Genomic DNA, 21703 nt, shown 5'->3' on the forward strand with positions numbered 1-21703 from the left:
TTGGTGAGTTCACATTTTGTTAACAATAGACATGTTAACTGTATTGCGTTCAAACAAAAACGCCCAACACTGAAGCTGGGCGTCATTTTGGTCTTTGTGAGGTTTAGTTCGATTTATCTAAATGATGAACTTGCTCATCAAAACTTCTAGCAACTTTACCCGCTTGAGTGTTGTTAAACACTTGCTCGTTAAATTCGCCCTCTGATTTAGCAATAATTACAGTTGCTACGCAATCACCTGTGACGTTTACAGCAGTACGTACCATGTCGAGTAAGCGATCGACACCGATAATCAGGGCAATCCCTTCCACTGGTAAGCCAACTTGATTTAACACCATGGCCAGCATGATAAGTCCGACACCTGGAACACCCGCGGTACCAATTGATGCTAATGTGGCTGTCACAACAACAACGGCATAATCGGTTAGTGAGAGCTCAATGCCAAAAACCTGCGCAATAAACACAGTGGCAACGCCTTGCATGATTGCTGTGCCATCCATATTAATGGTAGCGCCTAACGGTAGCGTAAAAGCGGCGATTTTATTATCGACACCTAATCTATGTTCAGACGCTTCTATGGTAATGGGTAAAGTGGCATTTGAACTGGCGGTTGAAAAAGCAAACAACTGCACATCGCGCATTTTACGAATAAATATTAAGGGATTGAGGCCTGAGAAAAGTTTTAGAAGTGTAGGGTAAACAACAAACGCATGGATCAGTAATACACCTAAGACCACGAAGAAATATTTCACCACACTACCAAAGGTCTCTAAACCGAGTGTTAATGCAAGTTTTGCCATCAGCGCAAATACACCATAGGGCGCGAGTTGCATGATCAGTGTCACGACACGCATGATGACTTCATTTAAATCTTCAAACAACGCCGCAATACGTTTGCCGCGCTCACCAATATGGGCAATAGCAAAGCCAAAAATGACCGCAAAAATAATAATTTGCAGCATATTACCTTCGCTCAATGCCTGCATTGGATTGGTGGGCACTATGTTTATCAGCACATCAGCAAGACTTGGGGCTTCTTTTGCGACGTACTCCATTTTTTCTGACGCCAGTGAGGCGTTTCCAGGATGTATAAGGACTGCGCTGACAATCGCAATCACTAAGGCAATGGCGGTTGTGAATAAATAGAAGGCGAGGGTTTTCCCCCCTAAGCGGCCTAATTTTGAAGGTTCACTCAGTGAGCAAGTTCCGCAAACTAATGAAATAAAGACTAAAGGAACGACTAACATTTTTAAGCTGGAGATGAAGATAGTACCGATAACATGCAAGAAACCTTCGGTAATATAATCTTTTACTATATCGCTTTCTGGAAAGGCATTGCGGAGAAAGAGGCCTAAAGCAATACCTGTTCCCATACCGATCAGAATTTTACTTGTAAGGCCGAGTTTATTTTTTATAGAAATTGCCATAGAGAGTCCTGTGTGTTTTTTATACATTCTATTTTTTGGCGCTCACAAGACTAGCAAGAAAAGCGCGAAGATGAAATGGCAAATAGCGTTAAAATATTTGTGTTATTTGTGAAATAAAATAAGGTTCTAGTGAGCAAAATTGGTGAAAATTGTGTAGTGTTAGCCTATAAGTAATAAGCATCTCGCTTAAGTATCATCATCAGAGTAACAGGGAGCCTGACAATGAAGTCAGCGTATAAGGTTTTTCTCGCAGGATTGTGTTCGCTTTTATTATCAGCATGTGGTGGTGGAGGCAGTATCTCTGATGATGGCGGAGGAACAACGCCTAAGCCATCTGTTGTTACCGTAACTATGGGTATTTCAAACACTGAGATTTCGGCGATTGCACCAGCCGAAGTAACGGCTAAAGTTGTCGATTCTAAACTTGGCCCTCTTGCTGGTATTTTAGTTACTTTCTCACTAAATGATAGCAATATTGGTTCTTTTTCTCCCTCTATCGGAACAGATTTAACTGGGGTTGACGGTGTTGCAAGAATGCAACTCGTGACAGCTACCATTGCTGGTGCCGGAACTGTTACCGCAAAAGTTGATAGTGGCGAGTCCGGGAAAATAGGTTTTAAGATGAAAGGTGATGGAGGTGTCGCTGGAGGCGGTGCTCAAGTTTCATTAGTTTTAACAGATTCAAATGGGTCTCCTCTTAAGTCTATTAGTACGCTATTACCAGGAAAGTTAGTAGCAACAGTAACAGGTATTAGTAAGCCTACAATAGTGACATTCTCTAGTCCAATAGGCGACTTACCGATTAAAACTGCAGTAACTAATGATCAAGGCAAAGCAACTGTTGATATTTATGCTGGCAGTGCCTTAGGTGCTGGAGAGGTTACTGCTTCGCTAGCATCGGGAGAGCTAGGTAATACGATAGTGGTGGTAGGTGCAACAAATGTAGTTATGGGTAGTGGAGTTCCATTTGTTAAAGGTCAGGCTGCCATAAGTAGTACAACAGTTTCTGCTGGTGGTACAGCAAGTATCTCAGTATTAATTCAAGATGATCTAGGTAATCCATTTACACAACCTGTGGATGTGAATTTCTCTTCAACCTGTGCAACTAAAATACCAGCTCAAGCACAAATAAGTTCGCCAGTATCATCCAGTAATGGTGTTGCAACTTCAACCTATTTAGCACAAGGCTGTGTAGGAGAAGACCAAATTAATGTGACAGCGAATGCGGGTGGTATTAGTTTGTCGGCGGTCGGAAAGATTAATGTTTTACGGTCTGAGATAGGAAGTATAGTATTCGTATCTGCAATCCCAGAAAATATCAGTATTCTTGGCACTGGTGGTATTGAATCGTCAGTGGTTAAGTTTAGAGTTTTAGATAAGAATGGTAACTTTGTAAGTAATCAGAATGTGAAGTTTAATTTAAATACTGGCGTGGGTGGTGTCAAGTTAGCACCACTCGAGGCCACGACTAATAATGAAGGGCTGGTGCAAACAGTCGTGACTACAGGAACGGTTGCCACATCTTTAAGGGTAACGGCGACAGTCGATGATAATTCTATTCCTGCAATATCAAGTCAATCGAGTCAATTGATTATTTCGACGGGTATTCCTGATCAAGACAGTCTTTCATTATCAGCAGAAGTATTAAATGCAGAGGGATGGAATCGGGATGGCACTGAGGTGTTAGTTACTGCACGTTTAGCGGATGCGTTTAATAACCCAGTGCCTAATGGCACCACGGTTTCCTTTACGACAGAGGGGGGCTCAATAGAGGATGCGTGCCAAACGATAAAAGGGGCATGTTCTGTTAAATGGACTAGTCAATTACCACGACCAGAGGGTAAGGTTATTATTGATGGTGCCGGAGAGATGATTCTAAACCCTAAAGCAGATATGGTTGAATATCCGGCATTAGGCGTTTATGGGAATTTTTATGGTCAGAAATACGGTGGACGAGCAACTATTACAGCAACCGCTATTGGTGAGGAATCATTTCCTGATCTGAACGGTAATGGTCGTTTTGATGCTAGCGAAATGACAACATTTCTTACGGGTAAGGATGTTACGGGCCAATCATTTGATTTAAATGATGCATTTAACGATTATAATGAAGATGGTATTTTTAATCCGCAGCAGGCCAGTGGGCAATTAGGTGGTGAGCTAGAAGAATTAATTGATTTTAATTCGAATGGGGTCTTTGATGTAAAAGACGATAAATATAATGGTGTATTATGTTCTGATCCTGTTCATGCTGGTTGTGCTGATGGCATAAGTCAATCGAAGTCGCTTTATGTGCGTCGAAGTATTGTCATGGTTATGTCGGGTAGCACCGCCTATGCAACTGATAAGCGTGATGTAAAAATCATTGATCAAGAAAAAGTACCTGCTGTTGATGCTGATGGTAAGCCTATCACTGTGATCGTGGCGAATGAGCATTTGGGTGGCGCAGTTCAAATCTTCGGTAAGGGAGTCGCTTCAGTATCTTTTACTATTTCAGATGTTCATAATCAGCAAATGCCTGCAGGTTCAATTGTGAGTTTTACAACAAGTGCTGGTTCTGTCACTAGCTCAAGTCAATATACTTGGCCAAGCTCTAATCATAATGGCGGTCGTGATTTTACCGTATCATTAAAAGGCGAAGATAAGCCTAATTCTGGTACATTACTTGTCACTGTGACGACACCTAATAATACGGTTACAGAGGTGCTTTCGATAGCTGTAAATATCTTATAATTTTTAAGGTAAACGAATAAAAGCGCACTTAATTGTGCGCTTTTTAGTATCTAGTCTTTGGAATTATATTTATTCATTAACGCTGGAACTGATACACGCTACCTAGTTTCATGATCTGTGTCAGTTCATCCAGAGCTGTTCGAGATTCGATGATTAGCTGAGGGTCTGCAAGATCTTGGGTGGTTAATCTGTCTCGATAATGTTTGTCTACCCAAAGGTTTAAACGAGTAAATAAAGCATCATTCATCAGAGTGTGTTGATTTACCGCTGCGACTTCCACTTCATTCATGGCGACACGTAAACGAAGACAGGCAGGGCCGCCACCGTTTTGCATGCTTTGTTTTACGTCGAAATAAAGCACTTGCTTAATCGGCGTGTTTAACGTGAGTAATTCGTTCAAATAGGCAAATACCGCGGGATTTTCTTGGCAATCCGTTGGGGCAATAATTGCCATTTCACCGGATGGCAATGTAATAATTTGAGTATTGAATAAATAGCTTTTGACTGCGTCGTTAATTGCTACTTTCGCGGTGGGCACTTCAATGAAATACAGCTCAGTGTCGAGTTTACGTTTAATTTCATCGATCTTATTCTGGGTATTTAAGAAGGCTTGTTCGTGGTAGAACAGGACATTTTGATTACCTACTGCGATAACATCGTTATGGAATACACCTTGATCAATTACATCAGGATTCTGTTGGATGAAGACGCAATTATCGTCTTCCAGCTGGTGTAAGCGTGCGACTGCCATCGACGCTTCTAAGGTTTGTCTTGCTGGATATTTTTGCGGTTTAGGTGCGTTGGGATTGGTGGCTTCTTGTCCATAAACAAACAGCTCAACACCAGCATGGCCGTATTCATTGCAGAGACGAGTGTGGTTTGCGGCACCTTCATCACCGAAGCTATTATGCTCAGGTAAGTGACTATGGTGATGAAAATAGTGGGGATCACTGAAAGTTGCTGTTAATATGCGCCCCGTTGTCAAAGGCTCGATGCTGCGATGCAGTTTATCGACTAAATTTGCTGGGGTAAAATGCAGTTTGCCGTCACGTGTATCTGCACTTGGTGAGACGGTAGCGGCATTGGCTGTCCACATACTGGAAGCACTGCAACAGGCATTAAGTAATATGGGCGCTTCTTTTGCCGCTTGTTTTAATACATTAGCATCAGAGCCAGAAAATCCAATTCGGCGCAATGTATAGAGGTCTGGGCGCTCTTGAGGAGCTAATATTCCTTGAACCATGCCCATATCGGCTAGTGCTTTGGCTTTTTGGAGTCCTTGTTTTGCAGCAGCTTTGGGGTTGGAAACTAAGGCGGCATTGCTAAGTGAGGCGACATTGCCAAAAGACAACCCTGCGTAATTGTGTGTTGGTCCAACGAGTCCATCAAAATTCGCTTCAAAGTGCTTCATTGCTTATCCTTGTGATAGGGAAAGTTATTATTTGTTCATATGGTCCCTGAGGGAACCCAGTATACTGAAGCTTTTCGAGTGCACAAGCGGACGGTTTTGTGCTCAAAGCGACTTTTTCACGATAAATGCATAACTATTTCTTGCTTGCTGGCAAATAATGAAATATTAGTTTTTAATTACGCATATTATATTTTTACATTTTTTCAACTTTGATTAAAAAGTGACTCGCTGGTACATATAAAAGAGGGATTAACTTGAAACTATCAGTACAACCCTCTATATATGGTGCCAATTTCCACCTTCTTGAGATTTTTTGGCGCAAATTAAACTATGGGTAAATCGCTAGTTATTGTCGAATCACCGGCCAAAGCTAAGACTATTAATAAATATCTTGGCAAAGAATTCATCGTTAAATCGAGCGTAGGTCACATCCGTGATCTGCCGACATCATCGACTTCAGAAGGCAATGAAAAGGTTAAATCCGCTGCCGAAGTTAAGAAGATGTCGCCAGAAGAAAAAGCTCAATATAAAAAGGTGAAAGATCAGCAAGCGCTAGTGTCTCGTATGGGCGTAAACCCTGAAAAGGGCTGGGCGGCTAAGTACCAAATTTTACCGGGTAAAGAAAAAGTCGTTAAAGAGTTACAGGCACTTGCCGATTCTGCTGACCAAATCTATCTCGCAACCGACTTAGACCGTGAGGGAGAAGCTATCGCCTGGCATTTGCAAGAGGTGATTGGTGGTGATCCTTCACGGTATCAACGTGTTGTTTTCAACGAAATTACTAAGTCTGCGATTCAAGATGCTTTTAGTAAACCGTCGACACTCGACACTAACATGGTTAATGCCCAACAAGCGCGCCGCTTCTTAGACAGAGTTGTCGGTTTTATGGTGTCGCCTCTGCTGTGGAAAAAAGTCGCTCGTGGTTTATCCGCTGGGCGAGTGCAGTCGGTTGCCGTGCGTTTAGTGGTCGAACGCGAAAGCGAAATCAAAGCCTTTGTGCCTGAAGAATTTTGGGATGTACACGCAGAGCTCAATACGCCCGCTCAAGAAGCTTTGCGGATGGAAGTGGTTAAGCATCTAGATGCTGCCTTTAATCCTATCAATGAACAGCAAGCGATGGCTGCGGTTCAAGCGTTATCTGCGGCAAGTTTTACTGTGCTGGCCCGCGAAGATAAAGCGACTCAAAGTAAACCATCGGCTCCTTTTATTACGTCGACACTGCAACAGGCCGCGAGTACACGTTTAGGTTTTGGTGTAAAGAAGACCATGATGATGGCGCAGCGACTTTACGAAGCTGGTCATATCACTTATATGCGTACCGACTCGACCAATTTGAGTCAAGAAGCCGTTGAAAACTTGCGCGATATGATTGCCAAAGAATTTGGTGATAAGTATCTACCCGCCGAACCGATTCGATACGGATCAAAAGAAGGCGCACAAGAAGCTCACGAAGCGATTCGCCCATCAAACGTTCAAGTGCAAGCAGCGACCTTATCTGACATGGAACGTGACGCTCAGCGCTTATATGAGCTGATTTGGCGCCAGTTTGTCTCATGTCAAATGACACCTGCACAATATGATGCCACTAAGTTGACCGTAAAAGCGGGCGATTATGAGCTCAAAGCCACGGGACGTACCTTACGTTTTGATGGTTGGACTCGCGTACAAACAGCGCTTAAGAAGAAAAACGAAGAAGACAATACGTTACCATTCGTGGCTCAGGGCGATGTATTAGCATTAAAAGAATTGCAGCCTAAACAACATTTTACTAAGCCGCCAGCACGATACAGCGAAGCTTCTTTAGTAAAAGAATTAGAAAAACGCGGTATTGGCCGCCCTTCAACCTACGCAACCATCATTTCAACGATTCAAGATCGTGGTTATGTAAAAGTCGAAAATCGTCGTTTCTATGCCGAAAAAATGGGTGAAATTGTCAGCGAACGATTGGTGAGCAGTTTTGCTGATTTGATGAGCTATGACTTTACCGCCAGCATGGAGCAAACATTAGATGATGTGGCTCGGGGCGAGTTAGACTGGAAAAAAGTACTTGATGGTTTCTATGCTGACTTTACTAAGCAATTAGAAAAAGCAGAGCTGGATCCTGAAGAAGGTGGTATGCGTCTTAACCAAATGGTGATGACGGATATCAAGTGCCCAACTTGTGGTCGTCCTATGGGGATCCGCACTGGAACGACAGGTGTTTTCCTTGGTTGCTCTGGTTATGAATTGCCCCCTAAAGAACGCTGTAAGACGACGATGAACCTCACGCCTGGCGTTGAGGCGATTAGCGAAAACAGTGAAGATGCCGAAACAGATGCACTGCGTGCGAAGCACCGTTGTAGTATTTGCGGCACGGCAATGGACAGTTACCTGATCGATGAGAAGCGTAAGTTACACGTCTGCGGTAACAATCCAATCTGTGAAGGCTATGAAGTCGAAGAAGGCCAATTCAAGATCAAAGGCTATGAAGGTCCACTGATTGAGTGTGATCGCTGTGGTCACGATATGGAACTGAAAAATGGTCGTTTTGGTAAGTACTTTGGCTGTACCAATGAAGAGTGTAAGAATACCCGTAAATTACTGAAAAATGGTGAGGCGGCGCCGCCAAAAGAAGATCCTATTTATTTACCTGAACTGAAATGCAGTAAATCGGATGCCCATTTCGTATTACGTGATGGTGCGGCGGGTATCTTCTTAGCGGCTAGTACTTTTCCTAAATCACGTGAAACCCGTGCGCCTTTGGTTGAGGAACTGGTTCAATACCGTGAGCTGCTATGGCCTAAGTATCAGTATTTAGCGGATGCGCCAGTCACTGATGATGAAGGCAATAAGGCTGCGGTGAAGTTTAGCCGTAAGACGAAAGAGCAATACGTTGCGACTGAAGTCGATGGCAAAGCCACGGGTTGGTCTGCGCATTACGTCAATGGGAAGTGGGTGAGTGAATCTACCAAGAAGGCCAAGAAAGGCGCATAGCGACGGATTAAGCTAGCTTAACGCTAAGAGAACAACAAAAAAGCCAAGTCAGATATGACTTGGCTTTTTGTTTGCATTTTCGATATCAATTTGTTGCTATAGATAATAATTCAAACATGTTGAGTACTTTACACTTACTGAGTACTTTACACTTACAGATACAAACTGACTCACAATGACGCGGTAGCATGAGTGGCAAATGTGTCGCTAATTCAACTTAACGGTAAGCAAATAGAGACTGATCACCATTTCTTTTTAGGTTGAAACAGCATATCGATATCATCTTCTTCATTTTTAGGTCTAGGCGCACTGGGCTCAGATTGTTTCTGTGCCCCCATAATTTCATCAAGTAATTGTTTAGCCTCATCGACTTTACGCCCAATGAAGGGATCATTAGGCGTTTGTGCCTTAATGGCGTGTAATGTTGATAGGGCTTTGGTTACCATTTGTTTTGATGAGCCATATTGCTTCATAAAACTGGCCGCGCGGGCACGAGAAAGCATAGAATCGACATTAATTCTGAGCTGTAAACTGTCGATGCGGCTTTCTTCTTGAGCAAAAATGCTCGGATCGACTTTACCTTTATTATGCTCGGCTCTGAGTATCGCCTTTAATTTTTTTAAGGTTTGAACAAGCGCTAAAATTTGTTTGTCATTATCGGGTAGTCTGAAATTCTCAATTGGAGGAGTTTGAGGTTGTCCAGACTGTAAGCTTGTTATTTGATTATTAATATCGGCTAAGCGACGTTGGTAGTCAGACTGTTGTTGGCCATTACTGATCGCTGTTGCAGACTGCAAGGCATCTTGTACACGCCGGTACAAAACCAATACTATATTCGTGCTACAAGGCATCATTCCTGTGTTTGATAACACAGTTTCAGTTTCATCGATAATTGCTCTTTGACGGGCAAATTCAATGCGACGCTCAGCCTCTACACGTTCTTTTTGTTGCTGTAATACGTTAATTCCGATAACAAGCAGTAAAAGCGCACCGATGAGGATCAGAACCAAGGTGAATGACATAGATGTTCCATTATTTATCCAATTGAGCTAATGCTACAATAAATCAATAAACTAGCATAGTTATCTTAGCCTAGGTTATCATTTCTGTCGTATGAATCTGTAGACTTGTGCTCTATATTCCTATTTGCTTTAATTTTTACTATATACTATAACGATTGATTATAGCTGAGAGTGCTTTGAGGGCTCAGTTGTTAATGGCATTTTGCGTGTTTGAGACAAGGAAATAAGATGAAACTGCAACAACTCAGGTATATTGCTGAGGTCGTAAAACATAACCTCAATGTATCGGCGACAGCTGAAAACTTGTATACCTCTCAACCTGGGATCAGTAAACAAGTTCGTATGCTTGAAGATGAGTTGGGGATCCAAATATTTGGTCGTAGCGGTAAGCATTTAACCCATGTCACACCTGCGGGTTTGCAAGTGATCAGCATTGCCAATGATATTTTAGGTAAAGTTGAAAGTATCAAAAAAGTGTCTGAAGAATATACTAAGCCAGATCAAGGTGAGTTAAATATTTCCACAACAGATACTCAGGCACGCTATGCATTACCGACGATAATTCGTCAGTTTATTGATCGCTATCCTAAAGTGAACTTGCATATGCACCAAGGGACACCGTCGCAGATCAGCGAACAGGCAGCTCGCGGTGATGCAGATTTTGCTATTGCGACCGAAGCAATGCATTTATATTCAGATCTGATCATGTTGCCTTGTTACCACTGGAACCGCTCTATCGTTGTGCCAAAAGACCATCCTCTTGCGACCCGCAATCAAGGCAGCTTGATTAGTATCGAAGATTTAGCCCGTTTCCCCTTAGTGACCTATGTCTTTGGTTTTGACCGTGCTTCTGAAATTGAAAAAGCGTTCAATCGGGCCAATTTAGAGCCGCGTGTTGTCTTTAGTGCGACCAGTGCCGATGTGCTTAAAACCTATGTTCGTTTAGGATTAGGCGTGGGCGTCATCGCGTCTATGGCCATTGATCCAAATGTTGATAAAGATTTAGTTGCTATTGATGCCGGTCATTTGTTTGCCCACAGTACGACTAAAATTGGTTTTAGGAAGGGCAGTTTCTTGCGCAGTTATATGTATGATTTTATTCAGCACTTTGCGCCGCATTTAACCCGTGATGTGGTGGAGAAAGCCGTAGCATTACGGGATCAACAGCTCATAGATGAAATGTTTGCCGATAAAAATCTGCCAATGCGTTAACTTGGATGATTTACAAACATAAAAATGCCGCTAATAAAAGCGGCATTTTTATGGGTTTAGCGATTAAGATAAATCGACTTTATCCATCTCGAGTTGCGCAAGGGCAATAACTGCTTGAGTGCGGTTGCGAACGCCAAGTTTTCTAAATATGGCAGTCGCGTGCGCCTTGATGGTCGCCTCAGACACGCCAAGATCGTAGGCTATTTGTTTATTTAATAACCCTTCGGCAAACATCTGCAACACTTTATATTGTTGCGGCGTGAGATCGGATAACTTGCTGGCCATTTTATCAATGGCATCGTCATTGATAGCAATAATCTCAGTGCCTTTAGGCAACCAAATATCACCGAATAACACCGCACTTAGCGCCTCTTTTAGGGTTTCCATTGAAGCTGATTTAGGGATAAAACCACTGCTGCCATAATGAATCGCACGGCTAATGGTATTGATATCCTCGTGGGCTGAAATCACCACAACGGGTAACTCAGGATAATGTGAGCGTAGGTGGATAAGCGTGGAATAGCCGTGGGACCCGGGCATCTGCAGATCTAACAGTACAAGATCGTAATCGACGCTTCGAACATCCAATACAGATTGCAGTGCGTCAGCACTGTCTGCTTCAAACCACTGTGCATGTTCGAAAGCGCTGGTCAGCGCTTGACGTAGTGCATTTCTGAACAATGGATGATCGTCTGCGATAATAATATTTAAGTTTTCTAGCTTCATGGCTTTTATGATTATGTTCGGTGCGCGTGAAGATTGAACTCAATGTAACAGAAAAGTAATCAAGGATCCTATTGCTTTATTCAGGAATAAGGACAAAATTTTGATATGTTTCTGGTTGTTAGACTTTGGTCGGTGTTTTACAAGGAAAAAGATGGACCGTATAGTTTCAATTGAAAGCCCGAAAGTACGGGCTAACCTATACTTTAAAATCGTCTAAAAACTACCCATATGTCCACACTTTTGTGGGATTTCGTTGTTCGTCAACCGCAACAAAGGTGAACACACCACGTATAGCATGTTCTCGACGGTCTTGATACATGTCTTCTACATAGATGTTGACTTCAACTTTTAATGACGTATTACCTACATGGATCACACGAGCGATGAGTTCTGCTAGTGTGCCTGCTGGGATAGGCTTTTTAAAATCAATTCTATCGGAACTCACTGTGACTAAGGTTTTACGGCAGAAACGAGTTGCTGCAATAAAGGCTGTTTCATCCATCCACGCTAAAGCTTCGCCACCAAATAACGTATTGTGATGGTTGGTGATTGAGGGGAATACTGCTTTAATCACGCGCGCTTCTGAGGAATCAATTCGAGTTTGAATCGCGTCAGGAAAGGGGGGGGCAGCGGCTTCGATTCGTGAGGTGTTTTCGGTGTTTGTGGACATGGGGGTAAGCGACATACAGCAACCTAAGGTAATGCAGCGAAATAAGCTCGAATTATAAAGATTTATGGTGGTTAAAGATAGAAAACTACAGGCTTTAAGGTGCAGTAGGCATATGACTGAGGATAATGTCATGCTTCCAATAAAAAAACCGAAATGAGATCGGTTTTTTATTGGACGATTTATTTTACTTCAGATTTATTTGGTTAATAGTGCTTTTCTTTCGCGGGAAGCCGCTGCGAGCTTACGTAGCAGGATTTCAGAGTCATCCCAATGCAAGCAAGCGTCGGTGATACTTTGGCCATAACAGAGTGGCTGGCCTTCAACGACTTTTTGATTACCTTCTTGTAAGAAGCTTTCAGCCATAATACCTGCGATGGCAGTGCTGCCAGCACGCATTTGAGTCATAATTTCATCGGCGACCATCAGCTGTTTGAGATGGTTCTTCTCACTGTTTCCGTGGCTGAAATCGATAACCATACGTTGAGTTACCCCAACAGATGCAAGCTGTTGACGCGCTTCTTCGATATCTTGTGCGTGATAATTAGGTTTTTTGCCACCACGTAGGATGATATGGCCAAACGGGTTGCCGTGGGTGCGATAGACCGCCATAGCGCCATCTTTATCCGGTGAATAGAAAACATGTGGCACTTGTGCGGCACGAACTGCATCAACGGCAATATTGATGTTCCCATCAGTACCATTTTTAAAACCAACGGGGCAAGACAGTGCCGAAGCCATTTCACGGTGGACTTGGCTTTCCGTAGTACGCGCACCAATAGCGCCCCAAGTAATGAGATCCGCTATGTACTGACCGTTCACCATATCTAAAAATTCGGTGGCGATAGGCAATTTTAATTCAGTGATTTGTTGCAGCAATTCGCGGGCAATGCGTAAACCTTTGTTTGGTTCGAAACTGCCATCGAGATCGGGATCTGAAATTAATCCTTTCCAACCGACAATTGTACGGGGTTTTTCAAAATAGACGCGCATTAAGATACACAAGTCATCTTTCAATTCTTGGTGTAACGCGGCTAAGCGTTGAGCATAATCTAATGCCGCTTTAGTATCGTGGATTGAACATGGGCCTATGATCACCAATAGACGTTGGTCTTCACCCATAATGATGGCTTCGACTTCACGACGTTGCTGAACCAGATAATCGGCTGCATCTTGAGTTAATGGGAACTCAGATGCCAGTTGCGCAGGTGAGATGACTTTTGCTAATAAGGAAGTGCGTAGTTCGTCTGTTTTTATGGTCATTCAAAATACCGAGCTTGCGTGCGGCGCTTTTCGCCAGATTGCCTCGGATTATAACGAATCGAACCGAGTTGCACAGTGCCAATTGCGTTAATTGTCGGCAACTGTGCAATGAATTTGATTTAAGTTAGTTTCTTTTAGACTAAATTCACTCGGTTTCTTTTGCTGATTTTGGCTTATTAGGCTTAGAACATATGCCGTTCTAGGCCCGTGACATCTAATATTTTAGTGGCAATTTCTTCCACGGAATGATTAGTGGTGTCTATGTAAGGAATGCGTTCGCGTTTAAACAGCATTTCCACTTCTTTGACTTCTAAGCGGCACTGTTTGAGCGATGAATAGCGGCTATTCTCCATTCGACTCTGACGGATTTCATGTAAACGCACGGGATCAATCGTTAAACCAAACAGTTTTTTCTTATTGCGTTTCAGTGCTTCAGGTAATTTAAGGTTATCCATATCATCTTCGGTGAAAGGGTAGTTTGCCGCTTTTATGCCGAACTGCATTGATAAATACAGGCTCGATGGCGTTTTGCCACAGCGAGAGACCCCAAGTAAAACCAGATCGGCTTGATCCATATGTTTCATGGTCTGGCCATCATCGTTATCCATGGCGAAATTAATGGCATCAATACGCGCTTCATAACCGTGATTCGCTTTTCCATGGGTTCTATGTACAACTGGAGAGGCAGAAACACCTAAATGTTGTTCGAGTGGGGCCACAAAAGTATTCAAAAAATCATAATCAACCCCTTCACTCGAGTAGATGATGTCGCGGATCTCGGCTTTTACGATGGAATGGAATACTAACGGCCGCTCACCTGTTGTAATAAAACAATCATTAATTTGTCGCTTAACTTGCTCCGCTTTCGTCAATGTTTCGACAAATGGAATCGTAAGTGACTCAAATTCTAATGGAAATTGCGAGAGAACCGCATGACCAAAAACTTCAGCTGTGATCGCTGTCCCGTCGGAGATATAGAATACTTTTGGTGCCATACTGACCTCTTGTAGTAATAAAATTACAAATAAAATTATAGATTTACGCGTGTTCGACAGGAGTGTAAAATGCCGCTGCCCTCGTGTGAAGGGGCCACTGAAATAAACTTGCGGAGATAGAACTGTGCAGCAATACGTACTCTGGTATCAAGAATTAGGCATGGGTGACGTCAACTTGGTTGGCGGTAAAAATGCTTCTCTAGGCGAGATGATCAGCAATCTGGCCAATGCCGGTGTTCAAGTACCTGGCGGATTTGCGACAACTTCCCATGCGTTCAACGAGTTCCTTGAACAAAGCGGAGTTAACCAGAAGATTTATGACATTCTAGCCACACTGGATGTAGATGATGTCAATGCGCTGGCTAAAGTAGGTGCACAGATCAGACAGTGGGTTATCGACACTCCATTTCAACCAGCATTAGAGCAAGCGATTCGTGAAGCTTACGATAAACTTGCCGCTGAAACTAGCGAAGCGTCATTCGCGGTACGTTCTTCTGCAACAGCTGAAGATATGCCAGATGCCTCTTTTGCGGGTCAGCAAGAAACCTTCTTAAACGTAAAAGGATTTGAATCCGTACTGACAGCGATCAAGCATGTGTACGCTTCACTCTTTAACGATCGCGCTATTTCCTACCGTGTGCATCAAGGTTATGAGCACCACGGTGTTGCCTTGTCTGCTGGCGTACAACGCATGGTTCGTTCAGATAAAGCGGCTTCAGGTGTGATGTTCACTATGGACACTGAATCTGGCAATAATGATGTGGTGTTTATCACTTCATCTTTTGGTCTGGGTGAAATGGTTGTTCAAGGCGCGGTAAACCCAGATGAATTTTATGTTCATAAACCTATTTTAGCCTTAGGTCACAAGGCTGTTGTGCGCCGTAATATCGGTAGCAAGCTCATCCAAATGGTGTATTCAGATGATGCTGCTCACGGCAAACAAGTCAAAATTGAAGATGTTACTGCTGACAAACGTCGTCAATTCTCTATCAATGACGCTGAAGTTGAAGAATTAGCCAAACAAGCCATGGTGATCGAAAAGCATTACGGTCGTCCAATGGACATCGAATGGGCAAAAGACGGCAATGATGGCAAATTGTATATCGTTCAAGCGCGTCCAGAAACGGTTCGTAGCCGTGAAGATGTGCAATTGATTGAACGTTATCACTTAAAGAGCCGTGGCGCTGTGATCTGTGAAGGTCGCGCTATTGGCCATAAAGTGGGTACTGGTGTAGCCAAAGTATTAACCTCAATCGCCGATATGGATCAAATCCAACCTGGTGATGTGTTAGTGACAGACATGACAGATCCTGATTGGGAACCTATCATGAAGCGCGCAAGTGCTATCGTCACAAACCGTGGCGGTCGTACCTGTCATGCGGCAATTATCGCCCGCGAATTAGGTGTGCCAGCGGTGGTGGGTTGTGGTGACGTGACTGACCGTATCAAGAATGGTCAAATCGTGACTGTTTCTTGCGCCGAAGGTGACACTGGCTTTATCTACGAAGGTAAACAAGAGTTTGAAGTGATTTCAAACCGTGTTGACTCTCTGCCTGCATTGCCAATGAAAATCATGATGAACGTGGGTAACCCTGATCGTGCATTTGATTTTGCTCGTTTGCCAAACGAAGGTGTGGGTCTAGCGCGTTTAGAATTCATCATCAACCGTATGATTGGTATTCATCCGAAAGCACTGCTCGAATTCAATCAACAGGATGCAGCGCTGCAAACTGAAATCAACGAAATGATTGCTGGTTACGAATCACCTGTTGAGTTCTACATTGCCCGTCTGGTTGAAGGTATTGCGACTATCGGTTCAGCTTTCTATCCGAAGAAAGTGATCGTACGTATGTCAGACTTTAAGTCTAACGAATACGCAAACTTGGTTGGTGGTGACCGATACGAGCCAGAAGAAGAGAACCCAATGCTGGGCTTCCGCGGTGCGAGCCGTTATATCTCTGAATCTTTCCGTGACTGTTTTGCCCTTGAGTGTGAAGCGATCAAACGCGTTCGTAATGACATGGGTCTGAAAAACGTTGAAGTCATGATCCCATTCGTTCGCACAGTGAAAGAAGCTGAGCAAGTGGTCGGCTTGCTCAAAGAGCAAGGTTTAGAACGTGGTAAAGACGGTTTACGTGTCATCATGATGTGTGAAGTGCCTTCAAACGCCCTGTTAGCAGACCAATTCCTTGAGCATTTCGATGGCTTCTCTATCGGCTCAAACGATTTAACTCAGCTGACACTCGGCCTTGACCGTGACTCAGGTATCATTAGCCATTTATTCGATGAGCGTGATGAAGCCGTTAAAATGCTACTCTCATTAGCCATTAAAGCGGCTAAAGCGAAGGGCGCTTACATAGGTATTTGTGGTCAAGGTCCTTCAGATCACGCTGATTTTGCCGCTTGGTTGGTAGAACAAGGCATAGATACAGTGTCATTAAACCCTGATACTGTGATTGATACTTGGTTGTATTTAGCCGAAGCGCACGGTTGATCTAGATAGTAATTTTATAAACTTGTTAAAAAAGCCGCTTTTTAGCGGCTTTTTTTTGTTTATAATGGCGCCATAACGATAATTGACAGAAGCCATCTATGCTACCCCTGCTATCACATCAACAAACATTAGAGCCAGTGTATTTGGCATACCTTGATGCACTGGAGCAAAGTGAGTATTCCGGTGATATAGACAAACGTTACAGCGCCCGTTTAGTGCAAGCCACCGACAACTCTGTATATCAATTTTTGCCTCAAGCCGTGCTTTATCCTAAAAATCAGCAGGATATTCAAATTGCATTGACGCTGGCTGCTACGGACGCATTTCGCAGCGTGACCTTCAGTGCGCGGGGCGGTGGTACGGGCACCAACGGACAATCTCTGACCCATGGTTTGATTTTGGATGTGTCGCGTTACATGAACCGTGTGCTCGAAGTGAATGCTGAGCAAGGTTGGGTTCGAGTTGAAGCTGGCGTGATTAAAGATGCGCTTAATGATGCATTGCGTCCCCATGGATTCTTTTTTAGTCCCGATTTATCCACTTCAAACCGCGCCACTATTGGTGGCATGATCAATACCGATGCCTCGGGTGCGGGCTCACTGGTCTATGGTAAGACGTCAGATCACGTGCTGGCGCTGCGCAGTGTGCTGATCGATGGCAGTGTGCTGGATACGCATCCCTTAGATGCCGGACTACTGTGTAACCCCGATAATGTCAGTGATAATCTGCTGGGGCAGAAATTGATTTCTGCTGTGGCGGCGGTATGCCGCGAAAAGCGCACTCAGATTGAAAATCAATTTCCTAAGCTCAATCGTTTCCTCACTGGCTATGACTTAAAACATGTGTGGAACGACAAGCTGACGCAATTCGATTTATCACGAATTCTGACGGGCTCAGAGGGCACGCTTGCGGTGATAACCGAAGCCAAACTTAATCTCACCCCGCTGCCGACTGAGCGCGCTATGGTGAACATTAAGTACGATTCGTTCCAATCGGCATTGCGTCATGCGCCATCCTTAGTTGCCGCGCGGGCGACTGTGGTCGAAACCGTCGATTCAAAAGTGCTTAACTTAGCCCGTGAAGATATTGTCTGGCATTCGGTGGCTGATCTTATCCAAGAAGTGCCTGGTAAAGTTATTGATGGCCTCAATATGGTCGAATTTGCAGGTGACACGGTCGAAGTTGAGCAAAAGCTCGCGAGTTTGGAAGCTGTGTTAACTGAGCAGATCAGCAAAGGCGAGTGCGGTGTATTGGGTTACCAAGTGACACAAGATAAGCCGAGTATCGAAAAAATTTATGGCATGCGCAAAAAAGCCGTTGGTTTACTCGGCGCCACTAAAGGTCGCCGTAAGCCCATCGCCTTTGCAGAAGATACCGCGGTACCGCCCGAAAAACTCGCCGATTACATTATGGAGTTTCGCGCGTTACTCGACGGTCATAATCTGCAATACGGTATGTTCGGCCATGTGGATGCGGGCGTGTTGCATGTTCGTCCAGCGCTCGATATGTGCGATGTTGAAGATGAAAAATTACTACGAGTCATTTCTGATCAAGTCGCGGCACTGACGCTTAAATACGGCGGCCTAATGTGGGGCGAGCACGGTAAAGGCGTGCGCGGTGAATACGGTCCAGCTGTCTTTGGTGATGAACTTTTCGGTGTGTTGCAAGATATTAAAGGTTTGTTTGACCCCGATAACCGACTCAATCCCGGCAAGTTGGTGGCGCCTAAAGATACAGGTGCCCTCTATTACGATGTTGACAGTGCTAAGCGCGGTAAGTTTGATCGACAAATCCCCGTTGATGTGCGTGATGCGTTCCCCGATGTGATGAATTGTAACGGTAATGGCCTGTGTTTTAATTACAGTAGCTATTCGCCCATGTGCCCATCGTTTAAGGTGACGGGTGACAGAGTGCAGTCGCCTAAGGGGCGTGCAGGGCTCATGAGAGAGTGGCTAAGACTGCTTGAGGCTGAAGGGGTTGATGTTAATGCCCTCGCAAAAGCGAAACCTTTTGGTATATTGCAGCGCATACAAAATACCATCAATGCCAAACGTGATTATGATTACTCCCACGAGGTGATGGAATCGCTCAAGGGCTGTTTGGCCTGTAAAGCCTGCTCTGGACAATGTCCGGTAAAAGTGGATGTGCCTAAGTTTAGGGCGCAGTTCTTCAATATTTACTATCAACGCTATTTAAGACCCGCGAAAGACTATCTCGTTGCAGGGATTGAAGATAGCTTACCACTGATGGCTGCGGCACCGCGTCTCACTAACTTTGTTGCACAAAATCCATTGAGCCAATGGGTGATTAAACAGGCGATTGGTTATGTGGATGCGCCTGCGTTATCTGTGCCGACTTTGAAGCAAAGACTCGATGGTCATGCAAGCCGCGGTTACGACTTAGCTGCGTTGCAAGCGATTCCAGAAGAGAAGCGCTCGCAGTTTGTGTTGGTGGTACAAGATCCCTTTAACAGTTTCTATGATTCAGGTCTTGTGCTGCGCTTTATCCAATTGATTGAAAAACTCGGCTTAAAGCCGGTGTTATTGCCCTACAAACCCAATGGTAAGCCAACACATATCAAGGGATTTTTAGATAAGTTTGCTAAAACGGCGCAGTCGAGTGCGGACTTTCTGAACCAAGTCCATAAACTGGGCATGCCCATGGTCGGTATCGATCCTGCCTTAGTCTTGTGTTATCGCGATGAATACCGTGAAGTTTTAGGGGCTAATCGCGGTAATTTTGAGGTTAAGTTAGCCAACGAATGGCTACTGAATGTCATCAAAGATTTACCTGCAAAAGCTGCGCAAGATAAGCAATATACTTGGTTTAGTCATTGTACCGAATCGACGGCCAAGCCAAATACCGCCAATGAGTGGACTAAAATCTTTGCCCATTTTGGCGCTAAGTTAACCGCAGTCAATTTAGGTTGTTGTGGTATGGCGGGAACCTATGGTCATGAGGCGGAAAACCTCGAGCGCTCTAAGGCCTTGTTTGATATGTCTTGGCAGCAAACGCTAGCGAAAATTGAGCAGCCGCAAGTGTTAGTGTCTGGCTATTCGTGCCGGAGCCAAGTAAAACGTTTTGCCGGTTACAAGCCAAAGCATCCACTTGAGGCCTTACTCGAGTTAGTAAATATCTAGTGGTGTTTATCGTTTTGATTGCGTTAGTCAGATCGTAATTATCCTCACTGGAATATCCCAGTATTGAATGTCACACTAAAGCCAGCTGCAAGGCTGGTTTTTTTATGGATGATGGAGGCCTAGATGGAAAAGATGACTGACAGTATTCAACACACGCTCAAACAATTCGCCGCCGATAGTAGGCTAACCTCGGTTGTGCCATTGTGCAGTGAAGCCCCATTGTTTGACATTAACGCCTTGGGTGATTGGACCTATCTAGGCACATCGCTACCAGCCAAGTTTGCTAAGTTGTTCGCCAGTATTTTGCATTGCATCGATGATGAGTATTTCTTAATTACTCCAGTGGAGAAGGTGCGAGTGCGGGTTGAAGATGCTCCCTTACTGATTGTCGATTTCAAGCGAGCGCAACCCCATTCGCTGCTCAATGTAAGAACCAGTATTGAAACACAGCACCATAAAGTCGATATAAAACAGATGAAGCTCACCGATGACAGTGTTTATTTGCCGCTTGAGCGCGGTTTATGGGGGAAATTAGGTCGGGCCTGTTACTATAATTTTGTGAATGAATTCAATTTATCTGATCTAGATGGGGAATGAGCTCGTAGGTTAATCGCATAATTTGCTGTGGTCTAAGCTAGTTTATTATGGGTTAAGTGGTAGTATTAAAACTAACTCTGGGTTCCTATGATGGCGTGCAGAGTAAGTGAAAACGCGTTAAACCTTTGCTGTAGGAGGTGCTGTTTGAATCGTCATGAAAGCTTAGGCTATCTTGTATCCCACTTAAATATCGAGCTGCAAAATGAGCTTGATCTGCATCTTAAGCGATATCAACTCGATATAAAACTGTGGCCTGTGCTGTTTGCTTTGTGGCAAGAAGAGGGCATAAGCCAAACTGAATTGTCTAAGCGTTGCGATGTGGCAAATTACACTATGACGCGCTTACTCGATCAGTTACAGGTGCAAGGTCTTATTACTCGCCATCAAGAAGTCGATAATCGGCGTGCTTTCCAAATCTTTTTGACCGATGAAGCCAAAGCATTAGAGCAAGATCTTATCTGCGAAGCTGAGCGGGTCAATGAAAAATTCCTGTCAAATCTAAGTGAAGATGAACAACAGACATTCATTTTACTATTAAATAAAATCAACCGTTTGGCTTGAAATTTTGAATCTAATGGGTATGGCGGAAAACTGTGGTTTAGCCGTTTTTACTTCTATCTGTATGTGGTTATCTAAATCATTTTCCCAGTTTAATCCCACCCACTATGCCTCACTTTGCGGGATTAAACTGGTTTGATTAATTCAAGTAAAGTGCAAAGACGCAAAGCAGACTTACGGCTATCACTGAGTGCTGTAAATAACGCCGGCTAGCTAATAAATTTTCTTTACCTTGTTTTAGGCTAGCGACGAGTCTATGTTGCTTATAAATTCGGCACATGAGCTCATCGGTTTGGGGATCGATAAGTAGTTCAAACTTGCAAGGCGCGCCGTCTTTAAGCTGAATGGTATGTTCGCTTTGAGGCTTAAAGTTAAGCTTGTGCGACACCATCTGGCCATTCACGAAGACCCGCTCTAAACCACTCCAATTGCTGGCTTGCAGTTCTACCACATCTTGGTTGAGATCGTACTTGAAACGGATCATAG

15 protein-coding genes are annotated in these 21703 nt (G+C 43.9%); 7 read left to right on the forward strand and 8 right to left on the reverse strand.

The features are described from left to right. Positions 1-103: 103 nt before the first annotated feature. Positions 104-1426, reverse strand: a complete 1323-nt coding sequence (locus L5M51_RS06080) for a dicarboxylate/amino acid:cation symporter (RefSeq protein WP_173496825.1) — start codon at positions 1424-1426, stop codon at positions 104-106. Positions 1427-1648: 222 nt separating this feature from the next. Between L5M51_RS06080 and L5M51_RS06085 the strand changes: the two genes are divergently transcribed. Continuing rightward, complete coding sequence (locus L5M51_RS06085) at positions 1649-4159, forward strand: hypothetical protein (protein WP_263171971.1); 2511 nt, start codon at positions 1649-1651, stop codon at positions 4157-4159. Between the two features lie 76 nt (positions 4160-4235). On the opposite strand, the gene astB is transcribed toward L5M51_RS06085, so the two are convergent. After that, positions 4236-5570, reverse strand: coding sequence for an N-succinylarginine dihydrolase (gene astB / locus L5M51_RS06090; RefSeq protein WP_131523320.1), 1335 nt, complete (start codon positions 5568-5570; stop codon positions 4236-4238). A gap of 330 nt (positions 5571-5900) precedes the next feature. On the opposite strand from astB, the gene topA reads away from it, so the two are divergent. Continuing rightward, a complete protein-coding gene (topA, locus tag L5M51_RS06095) occupies positions 5901-8543 on the forward strand; it encodes a type I DNA topoisomerase (protein ID WP_105252683.1) in 2643 nt (880 codons plus the stop codon). 242 nt (positions 8544-8785) lie between these two features. Here topA and zomB read toward each other — a convergent pair whose 3' ends face one another. Then, on the reverse strand, positions 8786-9565 hold the full coding sequence (zomB, locus tag L5M51_RS06100) for a flagellar motor control protein ZomB (RefSeq protein WP_028759720.1): 780 nt from the start codon (positions 9563-9565) through the stop codon (positions 8786-8788). A 228-nt stretch (positions 9566-9793) separates the two neighbouring features. Here zomB and cysB point away from each other — a divergent pair, with 228 nt between their 5' ends. Continuing rightward, entirely contained in the window at positions 9794-10777 is a 984-nt protein-coding gene (gene cysB / locus L5M51_RS06105; protein ID WP_028759721.1) for an HTH-type transcriptional regulator CysB, read from the forward strand. A 63-nt stretch (positions 10778-10840) separates the two neighbouring features. On the opposite strand, the gene L5M51_RS06110 is transcribed toward cysB, so the two are convergent. The 4 genes from L5M51_RS06110 to L5M51_RS06125 form a co-directional block, all read right to left on the reverse strand. After that, positions 10841-11503, reverse strand: coding sequence for a response regulator transcription factor (locus L5M51_RS06110; protein ID WP_028759722.1), 663 nt, complete (start codon positions 11501-11503; stop codon positions 10841-10843). 220 nt (positions 11504-11723) lie between these two features. Further along, complete coding sequence (locus L5M51_RS06115; protein ID WP_173496827.1) at positions 11724-12188, reverse strand: acyl-CoA thioesterase; 465 nt, start codon at positions 12186-12188, stop codon at positions 11724-11726. Positions 12189-12368: 180 nt separating this feature from the next. After that, positions 12369-13433, reverse strand: a complete 1065-nt coding sequence (locus L5M51_RS06120) for a 3-deoxy-7-phosphoheptulonate synthase (RefSeq protein WP_028759724.1) — start codon at positions 13431-13433, stop codon at positions 12369-12371. Positions 13434-13615: 182 nt separating this feature from the next. Then, positions 13616-14428: a pyruvate, water dikinase regulatory protein gene (locus L5M51_RS06125; RefSeq protein WP_028759725.1), complete on the reverse strand. Its 813-nt coding sequence runs from the start codon at positions 14426-14428 to the stop codon at positions 13616-13618. A gap of 124 nt (positions 14429-14552) precedes the next feature. On the opposite strand from L5M51_RS06125, the gene ppsA reads away from it, so the two are divergent. From ppsA to L5M51_RS06145, 4 genes are all read left to right on the forward strand, one after another. After that, positions 14553-16922, forward strand: a complete 2370-nt coding sequence (gene ppsA, locus L5M51_RS06130; RefSeq protein WP_028759726.1) for a phosphoenolpyruvate synthase — start codon at positions 14553-14555, stop codon at positions 16920-16922. A 98-nt stretch (positions 16923-17020) separates the two neighbouring features. Beyond that, positions 17021-20062, forward strand: a complete 3042-nt coding sequence (locus tag L5M51_RS06135) for an FAD-binding and (Fe-S)-binding domain-containing protein (protein ID WP_113940532.1) — start codon at positions 17021-17023, stop codon at positions 20060-20062. A gap of 123 nt (positions 20063-20185) precedes the next feature. Beyond that, on the forward strand, positions 20186-20659 hold the full coding sequence (locus tag L5M51_RS06140; RefSeq protein WP_113940533.1) for a DUF1285 domain-containing protein: 474 nt from the start codon (positions 20186-20188) through the stop codon (positions 20657-20659). Between the two features lie 144 nt (positions 20660-20803). After that, complete coding sequence (locus tag L5M51_RS06145; protein ID WP_028759729.1) at positions 20804-21220, forward strand: MarR family winged helix-turn-helix transcriptional regulator; 417 nt, start codon at positions 20804-20806, stop codon at positions 21218-21220. 136 nt (positions 21221-21356) lie between these two features. Here the strand turns inward: L5M51_RS06145 and L5M51_RS06150 are convergent, their stop codons facing one another. Then, positions 21357-21701, reverse strand: coding sequence for a hypothetical protein (locus tag L5M51_RS06150; protein WP_011789104.1), 345 nt, complete (start codon positions 21699-21701; stop codon positions 21357-21359). Positions 21702-21703 lie beyond the last annotated feature (2 nt).

Origin of the sequence: Shewanella sp. SM73 (assembly GCF_025653795.1) — a bacterium.
Taxonomy (GTDB): domain Bacteria; phylum Pseudomonadota; class Gammaproteobacteria; order Enterobacterales; family Shewanellaceae; genus Shewanella; species Shewanella oncorhynchi.